This window comes from Tissierella sp. MB52-C2 (genome assembly GCF_030931715.1).
In the GTDB taxonomy this organism is placed as follows: Bacteria; Bacillota; Clostridia; order Tissierellales; family Tissierellaceae; genus Tissierella.
The window spans coordinates 89,922-109,305 of the sequence record NZ_CP133261.1; the positions used below are offsets into that span (position 1 = coordinate 89,922).

At 31.1% G+C, this 19,384-nt stretch carries 16 protein-coding genes and 1 pseudogene; 11 read left to right on the forward strand and 6 right to left on the reverse strand.

Translation table 11 applies throughout. From position 1 onward, the window contains the following. Window positions 1-10 precede the first annotated feature (10 nt). A complete protein-coding gene (locus RBU61_RS00425; protein WP_308877426.1) occupies window positions 11-2,908 on the reverse strand; it encodes an acyl-CoA dehydratase activase in 2,898 nt (965 codons plus the stop codon). 252 nt (window positions 2,909-3,160) lie between these two features. On the opposite strand from RBU61_RS00425, the gene RBU61_RS00430 reads away from it, so the two are divergent. The 4 genes from RBU61_RS00430 (at window position 3,161) to RBU61_RS00445 (ending at window position 8,494) form a co-directional block, all read left to right on the forward strand. Further along, entirely contained in the window at window positions 3,161-3,853 is a 693-nt protein-coding gene (locus RBU61_RS00430; RefSeq protein WP_308877427.1) for a response regulator transcription factor, read from the forward strand. A gap of 1 nt (window position 3,854) precedes the next feature. Beyond that, entirely contained in the window at window positions 3,855-5,078 is a 1,224-nt protein-coding gene (locus RBU61_RS00435) for a HAMP domain-containing sensor histidine kinase (RefSeq protein ID WP_308877428.1), read from the forward strand. A gap of 115 nt (window positions 5,079-5,193) precedes the next feature. Beyond that, on the forward strand, window positions 5,194-5,886 hold the full coding sequence (locus RBU61_RS00440) for an ABC transporter ATP-binding protein (RefSeq protein WP_308877429.1): 693 nt from the start codon (window positions 5,194-5,196) through the stop codon (window positions 5,884-5,886). Continuing rightward, window positions 5,873-8,494 carry an ABC transporter permease gene (locus RBU61_RS00445; RefSeq protein ID WP_308877430.1) on the forward strand — a complete coding sequence of 874 codons (2,622 nt, stop codon included), beginning with the start codon at window positions 5,873-5,875 and terminating at the stop codon, window positions 8,492-8,494. Before RBU61_RS00440 ends, RBU61_RS00445 begins: the two co-directional genes overlap by 14 nt. 81 nt (window positions 8,495-8,575) lie before the next feature. On the opposite strand, the gene namA is transcribed toward RBU61_RS00445, so the two are convergent. Continuing rightward, window positions 8,576-9,592 carry an NADPH dehydrogenase NamA gene (gene namA / locus RBU61_RS00450; RefSeq protein ID WP_308877431.1) on the reverse strand — a complete coding sequence of 339 codons (1,017 nt, stop codon included), beginning with the start codon at window positions 9,590-9,592 and terminating at the stop codon, window positions 8,576-8,578. 209 nt (window positions 9,593-9,801) lie between these two features. Between namA and RBU61_RS00455 the strand changes: the two genes are divergently transcribed. From RBU61_RS00455 to RBU61_RS00480, 6 genes are all read left to right on the forward strand, one after another. Continuing rightward, on the forward strand, window positions 9,802-10,368 hold the full coding sequence (locus RBU61_RS00455) for an ECF transporter S component (RefSeq protein WP_308877432.1): 567 nt from the start codon (window positions 9,802-9,804) through the stop codon (window positions 10,366-10,368). A 2-nt stretch (window positions 10,369-10,370) separates the two neighbouring features. After that, a complete protein-coding gene (locus RBU61_RS00460) occupies window positions 10,371-11,822 on the forward strand; it encodes an energy-coupling factor transporter ATPase (RefSeq protein ID WP_308877433.1) in 1,452 nt (483 codons plus the stop codon). Beyond that, window positions 11,815-12,573: an energy-coupling factor transporter transmembrane component T gene (locus tag RBU61_RS00465; RefSeq protein ID WP_308877434.1), complete on the forward strand. Its 759-nt coding sequence runs from the start codon at window positions 11,815-11,817 to the stop codon at window positions 12,571-12,573. Before RBU61_RS00460 ends, RBU61_RS00465 begins: the two co-directional genes overlap by 8 nt. Before the next feature lie 24 nt (window positions 12,574-12,597). Then, complete coding sequence (locus RBU61_RS00470) at window positions 12,598-13,407, forward strand: DUF169 domain-containing protein (RefSeq protein WP_308877435.1); 810 nt, start codon at window positions 12,598-12,600, stop codon at window positions 13,405-13,407. Between the two features lie 218 nt (window positions 13,408-13,625). Then, a complete protein-coding gene (locus RBU61_RS00475; protein ID WP_308877436.1) occupies window positions 13,626-14,135 on the forward strand; it encodes a DUF6036 family nucleotidyltransferase in 510 nt (169 codons plus the stop codon). After that, a complete protein-coding gene (locus tag RBU61_RS00480) occupies window positions 14,128-14,472 on the forward strand; it encodes a hypothetical protein (RefSeq protein ID WP_308877437.1) in 345 nt (114 codons plus the stop codon). The genes RBU61_RS00475 and RBU61_RS00480 overlap by 8 nt, the downstream gene beginning before the upstream one ends. 70 nt (window positions 14,473-14,542) lie before the next feature. On the opposite strand, the gene RBU61_RS00485 is transcribed toward RBU61_RS00480, so the two are convergent. From RBU61_RS00485 to RBU61_RS00495, 3 genes and pseudogenes are all read right to left on the reverse strand, one after another. Further along, window positions 14,543-15,778 carry an aminopeptidase gene (locus RBU61_RS00485; RefSeq protein ID WP_308877438.1) on the reverse strand — a complete coding sequence of 412 codons (1,236 nt, stop codon included), beginning with the start codon at window positions 15,776-15,778 and terminating at the stop codon, window positions 14,543-14,545. A gap of 130 nt (window positions 15,779-15,908) precedes the next feature. Further along, the gene (locus RBU61_RS00490; protein WP_308877439.1) at window positions 15,909-16,406 is read right to left on the reverse strand and encodes a histidine phosphatase family protein; all 498 of its coding nucleotides are present in this window, start codon (window positions 16,404-16,406) and stop codon (window positions 15,909-15,911) included. 160 nt (window positions 16,407-16,566) lie between these two features. Further along, a pseudogene (locus RBU61_RS00495) lies at window positions 16,567-16,908 on the reverse strand (transposase); the annotation flags it as partial. A gap of 392 nt (window positions 16,909-17,300) precedes the next feature. Here RBU61_RS00495 and RBU61_RS00500 point away from each other — a divergent pair. Beyond that, window positions 17,301-18,167, forward strand: coding sequence for a leucine-rich repeat domain-containing protein (locus RBU61_RS00500; protein WP_308877440.1), 867 nt, complete (start codon window positions 17,301-17,303; stop codon window positions 18,165-18,167). 128 nt (window positions 18,168-18,295) lie between these two features. Here the strand turns inward: RBU61_RS00500 and RBU61_RS00505 are convergent, their stop codons facing one another. Beyond that, a complete protein-coding gene (locus tag RBU61_RS00505; RefSeq protein WP_308877441.1) occupies window positions 18,296-19,357 on the reverse strand; it encodes an FAD-binding protein in 1,062 nt (353 codons plus the stop codon). Window positions 19,358-19,384: the final 27 nt, after the last annotated feature.

Here is a 19,384-nt window from a genome sequence, read left to right on the forward strand (position 1 = left end):
ATGACTCCTTTCATTGGTTGAGAGCTTCCATCAGACTGCGAAGTCTAATTTTTACAGCTCCAAGATTTGTTATTTCGTCTATCTTTATTTGAGTATAAATCTTTCCTTCATTTTCTAATATCTCACTAACTTCATCTGTAGAGACGGCATCTAAACCGCATCCAAAAGAAACTAACTGTACTAAATTCATATTATCTTTATCTCCAATATATTTAGCTGCAGCATATAGTCTAGCATGATAGGTCCATTGATTTAGAACTGAAGTTGGAAATTTGGGTGTATTTCCGCTAATAACATCCTCTGATATAACTACAGCACCTAATTGACATATCAATTTATCTATTCCATTGTTTATTTCAGGATCTACATGGTAAGGACGACCTGCCAGAACTATAATAGGTAGATTATTTTTATTTGCATAATCTATATAATGTTTACCCATGGTTCGAATCTTTTCTAAATAAGAATAGTATTCTTCATAGGCTTTGTTAGAAGCCAGCTTCACCTCTTCTAAAGTAATATCCTTAAAACTTTTGCCTAAAATTCCATGGATTTTCTTTATAAAATCTTTAGGTCTGTGAAGACCAATATAATCATAGATAAAGTCAATATTTTTAATCTGTGGAATATTTGCGGCGATCACTTCAGGATAGTATGCAACTACAGGGCAGTTATAATGGTTATCTCCTAATCCTTCATCTAAATTATAACTCATGCATGGATAGAAAATATTGTTAATCCCATCATCTATTAGAGATTCAATATGTCCATGAACAAGTTTTGCTGGATAACAAATGGTATCAGAAGGAATAGTATGTTGACCTTTTATGTATAAATCCCTATTGGATTTAGGAGAAATAAATACTTCAAATTCTAATTCTGTAAAGAATTTATGCCAAAAAGGTAATAATTCATACATATTTAATACCATGGGTATTCCTATTTTGCCTCGTTTTCCTTTAATCGGCTGATAGTTATTTAAGAGCTTTAATTTATAGTCATATATACTTAATTGTTTTTTTCCTTCTTTCTTAGCTAAAGGTTTCTCACATCGATTGCCGCTAATGAACTTTCTGTCATCATCAAATGTATTAATAGTCAATCTGCAATTATTGCTACAAAGTCCACAGATAGTACCTTGTACTTTATGGGAGAAGGATTTCAGTTTATCTTTTGTTAGAATAGTGGAGGTATCTTTAGTATTGGATTTTGCATAAAGGGCTGCACCATAGGCTCCCATTAAACCTGCAATATTTGGTCGAATAACTTCCTGTCCTAATTCCATTTCAAAAGCACGAAGTACAGCATTGTTCAAGAATGTACCACCTTGAACCACAATATTTTTACCCAAGCCCTCTTTAGATGTAACTCGAATAACTTTATACAATGCATTCTTAACTACTGAAGCCGATAAACCTGCTGATATATCTTCAATGGTAGCTCCATCTTTTTGAGCTTGCTTGACAGAAGAATTCATAAAAACTGTGCAACGTGATCCTAGGTCTACAGGGTTTGAAGCAAAGTTTCCTAGGTTTGCAAAATCTTCAATGCTATAATTCAAGGCTCCGGCAAAGGTTTGCAAAAATGAACCACAGCCAGAGGAACAAGCTTCATTCAAAAATATATTATCAATAACACCACTTTTTATCTTAAAGCATTTAATATCTTGTCCACCTATATCTATTATAAAGTCCACATTAGGCCTAAATTTCTTAGCGCCAGTAAAATGTGCAATAGTTTCTACAATACCATAGTCTATTTGAAAGGCATTTTTTAGTATTTCTTCACCATATCCAGTTACCGTACTAGACTTTATGATGATATTTGGAAATTTGTTATAAAAATCCTGTAGAAAGTCCTTTACAATAGACACGGGGTTTCCTTTGTTGAGAAGATAAACTGAATTTAGGATATTTTCATCATCATCGATAAATACCATCTTTATTGTAGTAGAACCTGCATCGATACCAAGATATGCATTTCCATTGTATTCATTAGGATTTGAATATATTACCTTTTCCTCATTGTGTCTAGAAATAAAATTATTATATTTTTCTACACTATGAAATAATGGAGAAGTGTGAGCGAAATCGGCATCATCATTTTGATTTTCAATCATAGCTATAGTAGATTCTAGATTTACCTTTTGGGATTCAGACATAAAGGCAGCACCTAGGGCAACAAAATATAAGGAGTATTCTGGACAAATACCTTTTGCATCAAGAGTTTTATCAAAACTTTTTCTAAGCTCTGATAAAAAGGTAAGTGGCCCTCCGAGATATACAACATTACCTAATATTTCTCTACCTTGTGCTAATCCTGCTATGGTCTGATTTACAACAGCGTAAAAGATACTGGCAGCAACATCATTTTTCTTAGCTCCTTGATTTAAGAGGGGTTGAACATCTGATTTCGCAAATACACCACATCTTGAGGCAATTGTATACAATTTATCATAAGATTTAGCTAAATCATTCATTTGGCTAGGAGTAATGTTAAGTAAAGTAGCCATTTGGTCAATAAATGCCCCTGTACCACCGGCACAGGAGCCATTCATACGAACTTCTAATCCATTGGTTAAGAATAGTATTTTTGCATCTTCTCCTCCTAATTCAATAACAACATCTGCTTTGGGTATCAATTTTCCCACCGCTATACGTGTTGCATATACTTCTTGAACAAAGGGAATTTTACATCTATCAGCAAACCCCATACCAGCAGAACCAGAGATAGAGAGATTAACATATTCATCACATTGACATTCTTCCATAATTCTTTCAAGCAATTCTTTAGTCTTTTTAGTAATCTGAGAATAATGACGCTCATAGGAACTAAAAACTATATTGTCATATTCATCCAGTACAATACATTTTAATGTTGTAGAACCTACATCAATACCAATTCTCATTTTTATCGTCCCTTCATTTCTATATAATTAACTTTATTATACTATATCACAGTTTTATTATTATTCAATATTCTGATAAAATTTAACAAACACCCCTAAAAGTAAAATTCATCATATTATATTACATTACATCACTATATTTTATTAGATTAGTTAATGATATAATTATAATTCAAAAAATCAATAAATTTAAAGTTAATTAGAAAGCTATTAATATTTTGTTATAATATTAGTAATGAAAGAGGTGTTTATATGATTAAGATACTTTTAGTAGAAGATGATGCTACTTTGGCCATGGGAATAGAATATACTTTAAAAAATGAAGGATATATAGCAGATGTGGCAAATACATTTTCTAAAGGAAAAGAACTAGCAGATAAAATAGACTATGATTTAATAATATTGGATATTGGATTACCAGATGGAAATGGATTTGAACTATGTAAATATATAAGAAAAGATAAAACAACACCAATTATATTTCTGACAGCTCAAGATGAAGAAGTGAATATAGTAATGGGATTAGATATAGGTGGAGATGATTATATAACTAAGCCATTTAGGATAAAGGAGTTGATCTCTAGAATCAAAGCAGTCCTTAGAAGGGTATCTAGTGTTACTCAAAGGGATATTCTAGTATCTGGAGATATTAGGTTGAATTTAATAGAATATAAGGCATATATCAAAGGGGAATTAGTTCAATTAACCCCCTCAGAATATAAGCTGTTAAATATTCTAATGAATAATTCCCATCAAGTATTATCTAGGACAAAGATATTAGAAAATCTGTGGGATGTAGATGGAGAGTTTGTAGATGATAATTCATTATCGGTATATATAAGAAGACTCCGAGAAAAGATAGAGGAAAATTCATCTGAGCCTCTATATATAAAAACCATAAGAGGTGTGGGATATATATGGGATAGAGATGTAAGGGGAGAATAGAATGCTTAGAAATGAAGAGTTCAAATCTATAATATCAAAACTTATATTGCTGCAGATAATATTTGCTATAGTAGGTTATCTAGTTGTAAATAATTCTATAGGTAATATAAATAAAAAGATAATAGAAAGGGATGTGGCTTTAGTTGGAAATATAATAAAGAATCATCCAGAATTAAAGGATGAAATAATTCCCTATATAACTAAGGAAGTTTCTAAAGAAAATATAGTAATTGGACAGGAAATATTAAAATCATACGGCTATTATGAGGAGCTAAATAAATCCTTCCAACCAATATTGAAAGGTAATAAGCTACAAATATTTATATCCTTAATAATTCTCTCTTTTATAATTCCTCTAGGTCTTATGCTTAAGGGAGAATATAAAAAGATATATAAAAAAGTGCAAGATATATATACTGCATCAGAAAAAGTAGTAGAGGGGGATTTTGGAATTTATTTAGCTGAGGAAGGAGAAGGAGATTTTAATATACTAAACCATCAATTTAATCAAATGGCGGGTAGACTAGAAAACAGTTTGAGCGTATTGAAAAGGGAAAAAATATTTCTAAGAAATATGATATCAGATATCTCTCATCAGCTTAAGACACCATTATCTTCTTTAATAGTAATAAATGATCTTCTATTAGAAGATGAAAATATGGATTTAAGTATAAGGCAAAATTTCTTAGAAAAGGAAAAATCTCAATTAGATAGGATGGAATGGCTTACAATCAATTTATTGAAGGTAGCTAGAATAGAAGCAGGAGCAATCGAGTTTAAGAAGGAAAAGGCCCTATTAAAAGATATACTTAATATAGCTTTATCTGCATTGAACCATAGATTAGAAAATCAGGTCTTAGAAATAGAAGAAGATGAAAATGCAATTTTCTATGGAGATAAAGATTGGACAGGAGAAGCTTTAATAAATATAATAAAGAACGCTATAGAGCATAGTAGGGGAAAGGTTAATATTAGTTTAGAAGAGACACCTCTATTTAGTAGCATTATTGTAAGGGATAACGGTGAAGGTATAGATGAGAAACACTTACCACATATTTTTGAGAGATTCTATAAAGTAAGCTCTGAAGTTAAGCCAGAGAGTATAGGTATAGGGCTAAATCTAGCAAAACTAATCGTGGAATCTCAAGATGGAACTATTTCTGTAAAGAGCAAGAAAAATGAAGGAACAGAATTTACAATGACTTTTCTAAAGGGAGTAGTTTAACACGAATAGGAAAGTTCTACTTTTGCTTTCTTACTAAATTGTAATCTTAATATTCACTGAAATGTAAGGTTTACATTATATAATATAGTTAGAAAAATGAATAGGAGGAAAATAGATGGATGTAGTAAAGGTTGTAGACCTATGTAAATCCTATGGTACAGGAAATACTAAAGTAGAGGCTTTAAAAAAAGTTAATCTAACTATAAAACAAGGTGAATTTGTGGCAGTAGTAGGGGCTAGTGGCTCTGGAAAATCTACGTTATTACATTTGCTGGGAGGAGTAGACAGACCAACAAGTGGTAAAGTCTATGTAGATGGTGTAGATATATATAATCTTTCAGAAAAGAAATTAGCCATATTTAGAAGAAGAAAGGTAGGATTTATTTTTCAATTCTATAATCTAGTGCCAGTTCTTACTGCAGAAGAAAATATGCTTTTACCGTTGCTTTTAGATACAAAAAATGTAAATAAAGATCATTTTGAAGAACTAATAAATATTCTTGGATTACAAGAAAGAAGACATCATCTTCCAAATGAACTTTCAGGTGGACAGCAACAGAGAGTTTCCATAGGTAGGGCATTGTCCTATAGTCCTTCCATAGTTTTAGCAGATGAACCTACAGGAAACCTAGACACTAAAAATAGTAAAGAAATCATAGATTTACTTAAAATTTCCGTAAGAAAATATAACCAAACATTAATCCTTATAACTCATGATTTAAACATTGCATCACAGGCTGATAGGATAATAACCATAGAAGATGGATCTATCGTAAAAGACGAGGTGGTAAATAGTGAAATCTTATAAAGAAATCACCTATAGATATTTAAAGGGACAGAAAAATAGGACACTACTTACTATACTTGGAATTATTTTATCTGTAGCACTAATATCTGCCATAGGTACTATAATAGTATCTGCTAGAGGTGCATTGATTACAGATGCCATAAGGGAAAATGGTTCTTATCATGCTAAGTTTAATGAGATGGATAAGGATGGTATAAATAAGTTGACTAATCATGTGGGAGTATCAGAGGTAGGGATTGGAAAACTTGAAGGTTCCGCTGCTGTGAAAGAAACTACCGAAGAAGAACGAGAGGATTATGGATTATATCTTCCCTATAGATATATAGAAATAGAGGGATATGAGAAAAAAACTATAGAAATGTTACCATTTGATTTGAAAGAAGGAAGATTCCCAGAGAATTCAGATGAGATAGCAATAGAGTACTGGATGACTAATTACTTTGACAAAGAGGTAAAACTAGGAGATAAAATAAAATTAACAATTGGAAATAGGATAATTGGAAATGATGAAAAAACTAAAGATGGAAAAATAATTAGCAAAGAAACCTTTGAGAAAACTGGAGAAAAGGAATATACAGTTGTAGGATTTATAAAACCTCAATATATTTGGAAGGGAAACTTAGTTACTAAAGGTGTTATTGGATTAGATAATAAGATAGAAGAAGGAAACTATAATGCCTATATAAAAATTCCCAATATAAAAGATGCATATGAAAAAATAACATCAATTGCAAAGGATTTGGGAAAGACAGAAAAGGACTTTGAATATAACTATAGGGTACTAAGGTTATATGCTGAGAGTATGAGTCAGACCTTTGATAAATCAATGGTAGTTCTTTTGGCCTTTGTAGTAGGATTGATTATAGTGTCTACTATAGCAGTTATATACAATGCTTTTAATATTTCTGTATTAGAGAGAATAGCTCAATTTGGACTCTTGAGATCAGTGGGAGCTACTCCAAATCAGATTAGAGGAATAGTACTTAAGGAAGCTATGATACTTAGTATAATAGGAATCCCTATTGGATTATTTTCAGGAGTATTCGCTATGAGAGTAGTTTTATATATCATTAGCTTGCTGAAGTCAGATATCCCACTTTTTAAAGATATGAAAATAACCATATCAGGAACTGTATTTTTAATTAGTACCATAACGGGGTTACTAACAGTATTTTTGTCTGCCATAGGACCAGCAAAGCGAGCAGGAAAAGTATCGGCATTGGAAGCTGTTAGGAATACAGGAAGTTTTAAAAAAGAAAACTTTAAAAAGGTAAGGAATTCTGTTTTTATAAGAAAAGTCTTAGGAGTAGAGGGAGAAATTGCCTATAAGAATCTAAGAAGAAATCGAAAGAGATTTATAATCACTGTATTTTCTATGGTTATAAGTATATCCTTATTCATTACATTTTCTAGTTTCTCAAATTTTATGTTTAAGATGGGAGTTGTAGAAAGTAGCGATATGGGAGATTTTGTGATCTTTGGAAATATGGATGACAAAGAAGAGGAAATCTATAGAGAATTAAAAGGAATAGAGGATATAGAAAGAATATACAAGGTAAATCAATCTTACGGTCAGGTATTGATTGAAGAAAATAAAATCAGCAAAAAAATGATAGAAATGTCTCCTTATTTACTTGATAAAAAGAAAGGAAATTTAAATAGAATAGATAATGTTCAAGTAACTACTATTGGAGATGAAAACTTTGAAATGTTAAAGGGGCTATTAAAAGAAGGGACTATAGATATAAAAGAATTAAATAAGGAAAATGGAGTATTGGTAATAAACAATACTTATGCATATAATCAAAAGACTGATAGAAATTCTTTGATAGAAGGTTATCGATTAAAGGCAGGAGATAAAATACAGTATTCACCTTATTATGGAGATAAGCGAGAAGATGAAACAGCATATAAAGAATTAACGGTAGCAGGTGTATTGGATAAGGGAATATTAGGCATGGAATATAATATGAATGGTAGTATAAATATTATAGCTACGGAATCAGTATTAAATAATTTACTAACTATAGAGGAGGCTCCTAATACTAAAATTCTAGAATCCGATTTAAGAATGTCCATTGAGATCAAAGATGACGGAAAAATCGAAAATATAAGATATTATTTAGATGAACTAGAGGCAGCAACGCCAGGGTTTAGTTATATAGATTATGCGGATGTTGCTAAGGAAACTAGAATAGCAAGTATAATAGTGAGTATATTTTTATATGGTTTTGTAGCCATAATTACTCTAATCAGTTCAATAAATATAATAAATACCATAAGTACAAATATTATATTAAGAACTAAGGAAATTGCTATGATTAAAGCTGTGGGTATGACACAATCTGGGATTAAGAGAATGGTAGCCTTTGAAAGTCTTTTCTATGGTATATATGCAGCGATATTTGGGGGAGTTATAGGGACAGGGCTGGCGTATATATTATTTAATATATTGATGAATATTAGAGAGTTTCAGTGGATTATACCATGGAAGAATATAATCATTGCTTGTATAGGGGCTACAATTATAGCCTTATTGTCAGGAGCATATCCCCTTAAGAGAATAAATGATAAAATTATAGTAGAGAGCATGAAAGCAGAAAATTGATTAAAAAGAGATAGGGTATTGTTCAATTTGAACAGTACCCTATTTTTAAAGGAAGTAAAAAACTGTATTAATATTTCTAGTTTAAAAATACCCTCTTTCATATTGTCTGGGATATTTTATATCTAAATTATTATCATAGGCCATATTCAGCACAAAATATGGATCACGAAGAAGTCCCCTGCCAATGGCTACTAAATCAGCTCTATTATTATAAAGGATTTCTTCTATTTGGTCGAATTCCTTAATAAGTCCTACTGCAATTGTAGGTATATTACATTCTTTTCTTATAATATCTGAATGGGACACTTGATATCCTGGAAATATGTCAAATTTAACACTAACAAGTCCACCAGTACTTACATGAACCATGTCTATGCTTTCTTTAACTTCATTGATTATCTTAACTATTTCGTATTTGTCAATTCCACCATCAATATAATCATCCGCAGATACCCTAAGAAGAATAGGCTTTTCTTTAGGCCATACTTCTTTGACAGATTCTAATATTTCCTTTAAGAATCTAGTTCTATTTTCTACGCTGCCACCATATTCGTCAGTTCTCTTATTTGTAATAGGAGATAAGAATTCATGTATTAAATATCCATGGGCTCCATGAATCTCTATAGAATCAAAATTAGCCTCATTGGCACGCCTTGCAGCATCTCTAAAGGCTAAAATTATTTCCTTGATTTCTTCCTTTGATAATTCACGAGGGACCCTATATTTTTCACTAAAGGGAATGGCTGAAGGTGCTACTATATACTCATCATTGGACTCACACTTTCTTCCTGCGTGGGCTAATTGTATGGCTATTTTACTGCCGTAAGATTTTACACCATCTACTAGTGATTTTAACCCCTCTATATGTTTATCACTCCAAATACCTAGATCATTACTAGTTATTCTGCCATTGGGAACTACACCAGTAGCTTCAACAATAATTAATCCTACACCACCTATGGCTCTAGATGTATAATGAACTCTATGGAAGTCCTTAACCATGCCATCTTCATCAGAAGAATATATACACATTGGCGGCATTACTATTCGGTTTTTTACTTCCATATCTTTAACTTTATATGATGTTAAACTTTTCAAATATATCACCATCCTCAATGATATATTTACCCATTTAATACTAAATTTAAAATAAGTATTTAATATATCTATCATCAAATAAAGAGGTATTAAAATTTATTATAGGATGCTTGTCTAATTGACTCAATTAATATAAAAATGTTATACTACCCTAGGGGTAGCTATAGAGGGACGTGAACGAAATGAAAATACTAAATAGGAGGTATATTGTGAGTAAAAGTTTGAGTTTAAAAGAGATAGTCGTTATGGCAATGATAGCTGCATTATTAGGAGTAGTTTTTACTGTAATAGATAGTGTTTATCAGCCAATCAGTGCATTGTTAGGACCTTTAGGTGGAACGTTCATTTATGGAATTTATTTAATTTCTGCTCTTTTGTCTATGTATATTATGAGAAAACCCGGCGCAGGTCTTGTTGGTTCACTTTTTACAGGACTGATTAACTTGCTTATGGGAAGTCCATATGGCATTCATATAATTGTAGCCTCAACACTACAAGGTGTAGGTGTAGAAGCTGCTATGGCATTATCAGGATATAAGAAATATAATTTCTTACAAATGTCCATAGGAGCAGTATTGGCAATGATTTTTGTAACTATAAGAGATTATTTCATTTTTGGATTTGCTTCATATGAAAATCTAGTACCTGTAATGTTGTTAGTTAGGGTCATAAGCTCTATAATTTTTGGAGCAGGATTAACTATAGCCATAGGTAAGGGATTAAAATCTACAGGTGCATTAAATGGATTTAAAATTGCAGCAAGGAGTGACTCTTAAAAGTGCTCCATATAAGAAATTTAAGCCTTGCCTTTCCAGAGAAAGGCAAGGTTTTTGATAATCTAAACTTTAGTATTAAAAAAAATAGAATTACACTTTTAAGTGGAGACAGCGGTTGTGGAAAAAGTTCCTTATTGATGTGCATCGCTAGGGTTATACCAAGAACCATAGAGGGAACTATTACTGGAGAAATCATATATAATGGACTTAATATTGAAGAGAAAGGGGTAGAGGCTATTTCAGGAAACATAGGATATATGTTTCAAGACCCTGACAGTCAATTATGTACATTTACAGTAGAGGATGAGATTGCCTTTGGTTTAGAAAATATCAATATAAATCCTGATGAAATGGACGGAATTATTGACAATGTATTAGAGCTTACTGGAATAAAACATTTGAGGAAAAGAAAATTAAATGAACTATCTGGAGGAGAAAAGCAGAAGGTGGCGCTTTCTTCAATTTTAGCCATCGATCCAGAATTGATATTGATGGACGAGCCTACTGCAAACTTAGACCCAGTATCCACTCAAGAGACTATAGAGCTTATAAGAAAACTAAGAAAAGATATGGGAAAGACCATATTGATAGTAGAACATAAAGTAAAAGAATTTCAAGATATTATTGATGAGGTTATACATTTAGATGAAAAGGGAGCATCAATAATAGATAAGGATATATTTTTGGAGTCTTATGCAAAAAAGTCGAAACTTCCTGAAAGAAATAAAAGAGAGAACAGTGAAGAATCTATCCTTGAGGTATCTAAAATATCCTTTTCTTATAATAATAGCATAAGAGTATTAGATGATATAAGTATATGTCTTTATAAAAATGAGATTGCAGCAATAGTAGGACCCAATGGCGCAGGAAAGTCTACTTTGACAAAGATACTTATGGGGCTTATTAGACCGGAGAAGGGACAGATACTCATAAATGGAGTAGATATTAATAAAATGACACCATTGGATATAGGCGGAAATATGGGATTGATATTTCAAAACCCAGAGCATCAATTTATTAAGATGACAGTGGAAAAAGAGATGGCATTAAGCTTGGAATTGAGAGGAGAAAATCAAAAGGATATAGATTCTAAAGTAAAGCACTACTTAGAACTATTTGAGCTTTCAGAACATAAGGACATGAACCCCTTTTCTCTTAGTCAGGGACAAAAGAGAAGACTTAGTACAGCCTGTATGCTTATAAACGGACAGCCTATCTTAATTCTTGATGAGCCTACTTATGGGCAGGATAGAGAAAATCTACAGAAACTCCTTAAGCTGTTATATGAAATAAATAATAAAGGTATATCCATTTTAATGATTACCCATGACATGGAATTGGTAGAAAGTAGTTGCGACAGATATATATTTTTATCACGGGGGAAAATTAGAGATTCTGGAAGGGTCTTAGGAGGATTTGAAAAGAATTTAGAAATGGAGAAAAACTATGATTAAGGATAATTATTTTATAGATAAGATGAATCCCTTTTTAAAGATTATAATACTTATAATCATTACCTTAATAGGTTCCTTGGATTTTATGCCCTTTGCTTCAACTGTACTTATAGTAAGCGGGTTTATTATAGCAAGTTTATTCAGCAGCTTGAGCTTTAAGGAGTTGGCAAATTCAGTTAAAACCTTTATTATCATGTCTGTAGGATTTATGACTGTAATAAGTATTACCAGACTTCTTAGTCAGCAGGATCTGCAGCTGCTTACTGTAATCGGTTTAGGATTTAGGATAATCCTTATTAGTGTGTATTCTTCTATATTTGTAAAAACAACTGATCCTTCAGAGTTTGTTATGGTTCTTATTAAATACTTTAAAATATCAGCTAGATTTGGATATGCATTTTTGACCGCATATAGATTTTTACCTACCTTCAAGCAAGAAATGGAGATAATAAAACATGCTCATCAGGTTAGGGGAGTTAGTGAAAGCAAAAACCCTTTGGTCAAAATATGGGAATCCCAGAGATATATTATACCTATGATGGCAACAGCTGTAAGAAAAGGAATAAGGATTTCTATGGCAATGGAGACACGTGCCTTTGGGAAAAGTGAGACTAGAACATATTATAGAAAAGTTATTATGAATAGGAAAGAGATAATTATTTCAGCTATGTATATCATTTATATAATGGCTATAGTACTATTACTATATTTCAATGGACTTACAAAATTTAATCTTATTTATGTGGATTAAAAAATTTTAGAGAGGATGATAGAATTGCCTTTTAAACACGAAAAATTATCCTATGGATTTCCGCAGGATCCTTTTGATACTGGTATGATAAGAGAATTATGTGAAGATTTAAATTGTGCTTTGGATTTAAGCAGAAAGCCTGTAGGAATAAAACTTTGCTTTACGGAAGAAGAATATAATAATATAGACTGGGTAGAGCCTAATGGATCATTTGCATATTGTGTGGCAGTTGAAAAAGCTACAAGAGGGAGAAAGCTTAAAGTAAGACTTGAGCATTTAAACTGTGATGGGGGTACAACAGCATTATATTTAGAGGAATCTACAAGTCGTATAGAATCAGGAGCAGAATATTTTTCCTATAATTTGTATCAAACTCCTGCAGCAGCAAGACGTGTAAGGGAAGGGGTTCCGGGATTATACAGAACTGGAGCAAAAACTTATGGCTTAATTGTTGGACCATTAGAAGAATTTGAGATAACTCCAGACATTATAATAATGCTGGTAAATCCCTACCAATGCATGAGAATTCAACAAGGATATGTATATCATGAAGGTAACAGGATAGAGAACAGCGGTGCATCGATGCAAGCAATATGCGCTGAGGCTACGGTTTATCCATATTTGACAGGAAAATTGAATACAACTCCACTTTGTCCTAGTACTAGGTTTTTAGCAAAATGGAAAGATGAGGAAATGGCTGTTGGAATCCCATACGAAAAGTTTAAAAATATAGTAGAGGGAGTAATAGCAACTATAAACACGACAGATATTCAGAGAAAAAAAGAACAAATAGTAAAAAGGTTTGCAGAAAAAAACAAAAATATTACTTTTTAGAATATGAATTAAATAAAATGATAAAAGAAAAGCATGGGATATCCCATGCTTTTAAAATGCCCAATTACCATGAATATAATATACTAATTGCAACTGCACAGTATTTTATATATTTTTTTAATAGTGAATAGAGAATTATAAAACTATATATGATATAATATATTAAAATAATGATTTACATAATATATATTAATTGATGTAATAAATGGGAGATAAATATGAACTTGAAAGAAGAATTAGAAGAGCGAATTTTTGACATGGAAAAGGTTGCACAGGTTTTTAATATTGAACCCTTTGATATATATTTCCTAGGAGGATCTGCGTGTATACTAGGAGATTATACTGAAAGAGCCACTAGAGACTTTGATTTCATAGATTTAGATTATCCTTCTAAATTAGGTCGAGTTTTTGTACTATTAAGAGATTTTGATATGTTAGAATATGAAAGTACATTGATATCACCTAAATTTAGAGAAAGAGCTAAAAGGTTGGATAAATTTACATATTTAAATATTTATTTGCTATCAGTGGAAGATATAATTGTGAGTAAAATCATTAGGCTGGAGGAAAAAGATTTAGAGGATATTGATATACTTATTAATATGGCTAATAAGGAATTAATAAATCAAATAATATTCGAGGTTTTGTCTAGAAATGATTTATATGAATCAAAAAAAGAACAATTTGAAAGACAATTAGTACAGTTTAGGGAGAAATATAATGTATAGGATAGTATGTGAAAGCTATGAGAACTATAAAAATGATTTTTTACCATATGATAGTGATAACTATCGTTATAAGATTACTATACCATTGGAATTGATACTGGACTTATCTTTGTATGAACAAGAAAAAAATCATAATACCCTAAGATATCAAAAATTAGAAAATCTTATATATCTTTTAAAAAATAATATCAGTGAATATCCTAACTATAAATCATTCTTATGGAGCTTAGAATCCAGAGGAATATATGGTAAGAACTATGGTGTGATTTCTCAGGAAGAATTTAGTGAATTGACTAAAATTATAAATATGTTTCTAAAATTATCCTATTGGGATTAATTTATAGCAAGCCAAAGTGAAATAATAAAGGATAAGCAAATTTGCTTATCCTTTGTCTTATAGATTTATTTTAAAATGCCCAATTACCATTTTCAAATACTTGTAATTTTTCTCCATCTGTAGTTTCACCTATAATTGACATATCTTCTGAACCAATCATAAAGTCTACGTGAGTAAGGGAGTTATTTACTCCATGTTTTTCTAATTCTTCATCTGTCATATTTTCTCCACCAACTATATTAGTAGGATAAGCTTTACCAAAGGCAAAGTGACAAGATGCGTTTTCATCAAATAGTGTATTCATAAAGACTATATTTGATTTAGAAATAGGGGAACTAAAAGGAACTAAAGCTACTTCTCCAAGGTGTTTTGCACCTTCATCTATATCAAATAAATCCTTTAATACATCACGACCAACTTTAGCATCATAATCTATAACCATTCCATCTTTAAAAGTAAGTTTAAAATCATCTATTAATTTTCCACCATAATTTAGAGGTTTTGTGCTGTATACTACGCCATTCACTCCTGTTTTTAGTGGCATAGTAAATACTTCTTCAGTAGGAATATTAGGTGCAAAATAAATATCTTTGGAGTCAATAGCTCCGCCACCTGCCCATATATGTCCTTCTGGCAATTCTACTATTAAATCTGTTCCATTAGATGATTGATAGTGTAAAGATTTTAATTTTTTATTGTTTAAGAAATCAACCTTTTCTTTTAAATTAGACATATGACCTTCCCAAGCTTCAACAGGGTTTTCTAAGTTCATACGAGTAGCATCAAATATGGCAGCCCATAGTTTTTCAACTGCTTCTTCTTCACCTACATTAGGGAATACTCTTTTTGCCCATGATTTAGTAGGAATAGATACTACACACCAAGGGTTTATATCATTCATAGTATATTTTCTAAATTCTTTTAAGGCAATAGATGAAGATTTATTGCTTGCAGATATTTTCTTTGGATCAATTTCTTTAAGCAGCTCTGGATCTTGGGCTGAAATTGAAAGGAAACCTGCACCCTTCTCGGCATAATCTTCCATTCCATCAGCATACCATTTTGGGAAATTTTCAAATATCTCCATAGGAGCATTTTCAAACTTTAATTTCGTAAGGACTTCATCATTCCAATTTACATGAACTTCACTGGCACCAAGTTCATATGCATTTTTAGCAAGAAGTCTGACAAATCCAATACCTTCAATAGGGGCATTGATTACTAGGGGTTGACCTTTTTGAATATTGATACCTACTTTAACACATAATTTTGCATAATCATTTAATAAAGCTTCATGACTTTTCAAAATATCACCTCTTTTATGTATTTACCTATAGTTTATAGGAGATTCAATGATTTGTAAATATATGGTTTATCAATCTGTAAAAAATAAATCCCAATGAAATTATATATCCATTGGGAATTAGATTAAATCTTTACTTTTCATCAATTTTTACAAGTTCACGGGTTTGTAAATACCACGTTAGCTCAGCCTTAGGTTCTCCTCCTTCATCAGGAAGTTTGAAGCAGGCTGCAGTTCCTTTTTTAAAACGAAGGAAAGTTCCTGAAAGTTCTTGGCTCCAAAGTGAAAGGAAAGGTTGTTGGCCGACTATAATTGCAGCAGTGTCAGGTTCAATATCAGTAACAAGGTCTCTAAGTAAACGAACACTACCTCCAGTTCCAAGAAAATCTAAGTATATTGGATCTTCTAAATCTAGCTCTTCTGATAACATTTCAGCTGTTTCTCTTGCTCTTAGCTTTGGACTAGAATAAATCTGTATATTTTTATGATTACTTAGCATTGTTTTAAATCCAGATACACTTTTCTTTAGTAACTTTTTTCCTCTAAGTGAAAGGGACCTTAAATCATCATCTGTAGATTTTTCCTTATCTTCTGCCATTCCGTGTCTGTAGAGTATAAGATATTTGCTCATATGAGACTCTCCTTTTTAAATGAATTTGGTTATTAAGAATATTACCCATTCTTGGTGAAAAAAACCATGAAAAATTTGAGGGCACTGAAAAACATTAGTTATTTTTCTAGATTCTTAATCTAGGTAATGAAATTAAAAGCTTATAATATTAAAATTTAATTTACTTTATTAATGTAATTATTCTTTTTAAGTTTACTACAAATATCGTTAGCACTCCTTGTAATTCCATACCAATTAGACCTGAAGATGATGCTACATCATATCCATGTCTATGTTTTAATTCACTATTTTTAGCTTCTATTTTATATCATTCTTTTGCTCTCTCCGTAAAATACTCTGTTTTTTGAAAATCCATTTACTCTTGATGGGTTACAGATTGTATAAATACAGAATATGATTTTGTTTTTGCACCTTCTTTATAGCATCCATATTTATACGAACAACATTTACACTTTTCTATGTCAAAATAATATGTATTGACTTGACTTGTTGATATACCTTTAATTCTATTTTACTAGAACTTTTTCAGTGTCCTCCAGATATGATGGTCTTTTTTTATAGAAAGATATTATAATACTAAATTAAGTATAAAAAGATTCTATTTAACTAGTACATAGATACATGTTATACTCTAAAATATTAATAGCTTTATAAGGATAATAATTTAATTATTTGGGGATAATTAGATTTATTTATGCACACATATATTACCGAGTGAACGCCGTATGCGGTGAAAGTCGCACGTACGGTGTGGACTTACCGAAATCCCTGGGATAGGTAAGGAATGGCGAAAAAGAAATAGTAAATATACCAGATGAAAATCTTAGAAAGGCAATTAAAGAATCTCTTGGTAAGAAACAAGAGGATAAAATCACAAAGACAGATATGGAGTCTTTGAAGGAACTAGATACCGACTCATTACCAATGATAAGTGGAACTAATAGGGGAATTAAAGATCTAACAGGACTTGAATATGCCATAAACTTAGAGTCTATAGATTTAAGTGAAAATAGTATTAGTGATTTATCACCTATCAAAGATTTAACTAAACTTAAATATATTGAAGTAGATAGAAATGATATATCTGATTTAACACCATTATCAAATCTGAAAGAACTTGAGCATCTTAATATTTATAATAATGCTGGTATTAAAGATGTAAAACCAATATCCCATTCAACAAAGTTAAAATGGATTGATATGCATTTTTGTAATAGAAAAACAGAACCTGTAAATGTTGAAGAGTTAGGCACTCTAGTTAATTTAGAGTTTTTAAGTATCGATGATAATTTTGTTGAAGATATAAGTTTTGTTAAGAATCTATCTAAACTATCAAGTTTTAGCTGTAATAATAATCATGTGCTAGATTTAACTGAGGTAGATGATTTAGCTGCTAGGGCTTATAATGACTGGTCTGGTGATTATTTTGTTAATATGTACGGTCAATCCCTTAAGGAACCAGTAGAAGTCAAAGTATCAAGTGAAGGTACAACTTTTGAAATGGATGATCCTGTAACAGGAAATAAAAAATATAAGGAGAGGGTAGAAAAAGAAGAAGGTGTACAAGTTCCAGTAATACAAGCTCTCGAAGATGTTGATTTTTTAGAAGTAAGATATAACCATGATAATAATAAAATAGAGCTTATTATATCTGAGAATGATACAGATGAAGTAAGGGAATTAGAGTACGAAATTTCTGCTGAATATGGAATGTATAATTTAAAAATAATATTCAATATTACTCAGGAAGCTAAAAAATAGTCAACAGAGACGTAGGGATAGGCTTTTTATTCCAAAAGAACATCTCACAGGTAGAAATACTTGTGGGATGTTCTTTATTTGGTTCTTTACGCATTCTTTGTAAAGATTTTGATTTTATGTAAAAAACATTACTTTATACTAAATAAGCCTGATTTTATGGCTAGTCGTCTAATGTAAGGATTATACATAGCTGGAGATTTTAAATTTTTAGCCATTAGATTAAATTTAATATTATTTGCTTTATTTTCATACCTATTTAGAAATCCGTCAATACCTTTTTCAAGGCTTTCAGCTAGATATAGAGAAGTTTTCAGTGCATAGCTGATTCCTTCTGCAGAACTAGGACTAATGGCCCCAGCAGCTTCTCCAATAAGGGCTATATTATCCGCTCCAAGATAAAACTGTGATATTTTTTTTGGTCTGTAAATATATGCACTTTCTCTATTTATACTATTACTAAAATCAAAACCTAGATTTTTTAATTTTGCTTTTAATAGATTGTACTTTTCTGCAGTATTATTTCTAGGTCTAAGGGCAGCTCCTAGTAATAGATAATTATTCTTTGGTATTATCCAAGAGTAGAAATCCGTTATTTCTTCATCGAATATGGCTGTAAAATTATGTGCAGGGCCAGGAGATTTATGACATTCTTGAATTGCTATATATCTTTCAGGCATATGAATATTTTTACTTATTAAATTTCTTATTCTTGAAGAAGCACCGTCTGCACCTATGATAATCTTTGTTTTTGCTGAGATTTCTTGTTGATTATGGATATATTTAATTTCATAGCCTTCTGATATTTCATTAAACCCTTTGAAACATGAGTCAAATATTTTATCAACACTAGATGGAATCATGGAAATTAACCATCTATCGAACTTTTCTCTATCCATATTGAAATAGAATTTTTGATATAAGTTATCTAAATTGTTATTCATATCAATAGTCCTTACAGCAAAAAGCTGAGGATCAGCTAATATATCTTTAGGTATTCCTAAACCTAATTTTACAAGCATCTTTTGAGCATCTGGTGCTAATAGACCTCCACAACATTTATGGGAGATTTTTTTGGAATTTTCATTTTCTAAATTCCTTTTATCTATTAATAAAACTTTATATTTATTTCCTATTAATCGTGCAAGGTTTGCCCCAGCAGGACCTGAACCTATAATAGCAATATCATACATAAATTCACCTTCTAGATTTTTAGATTT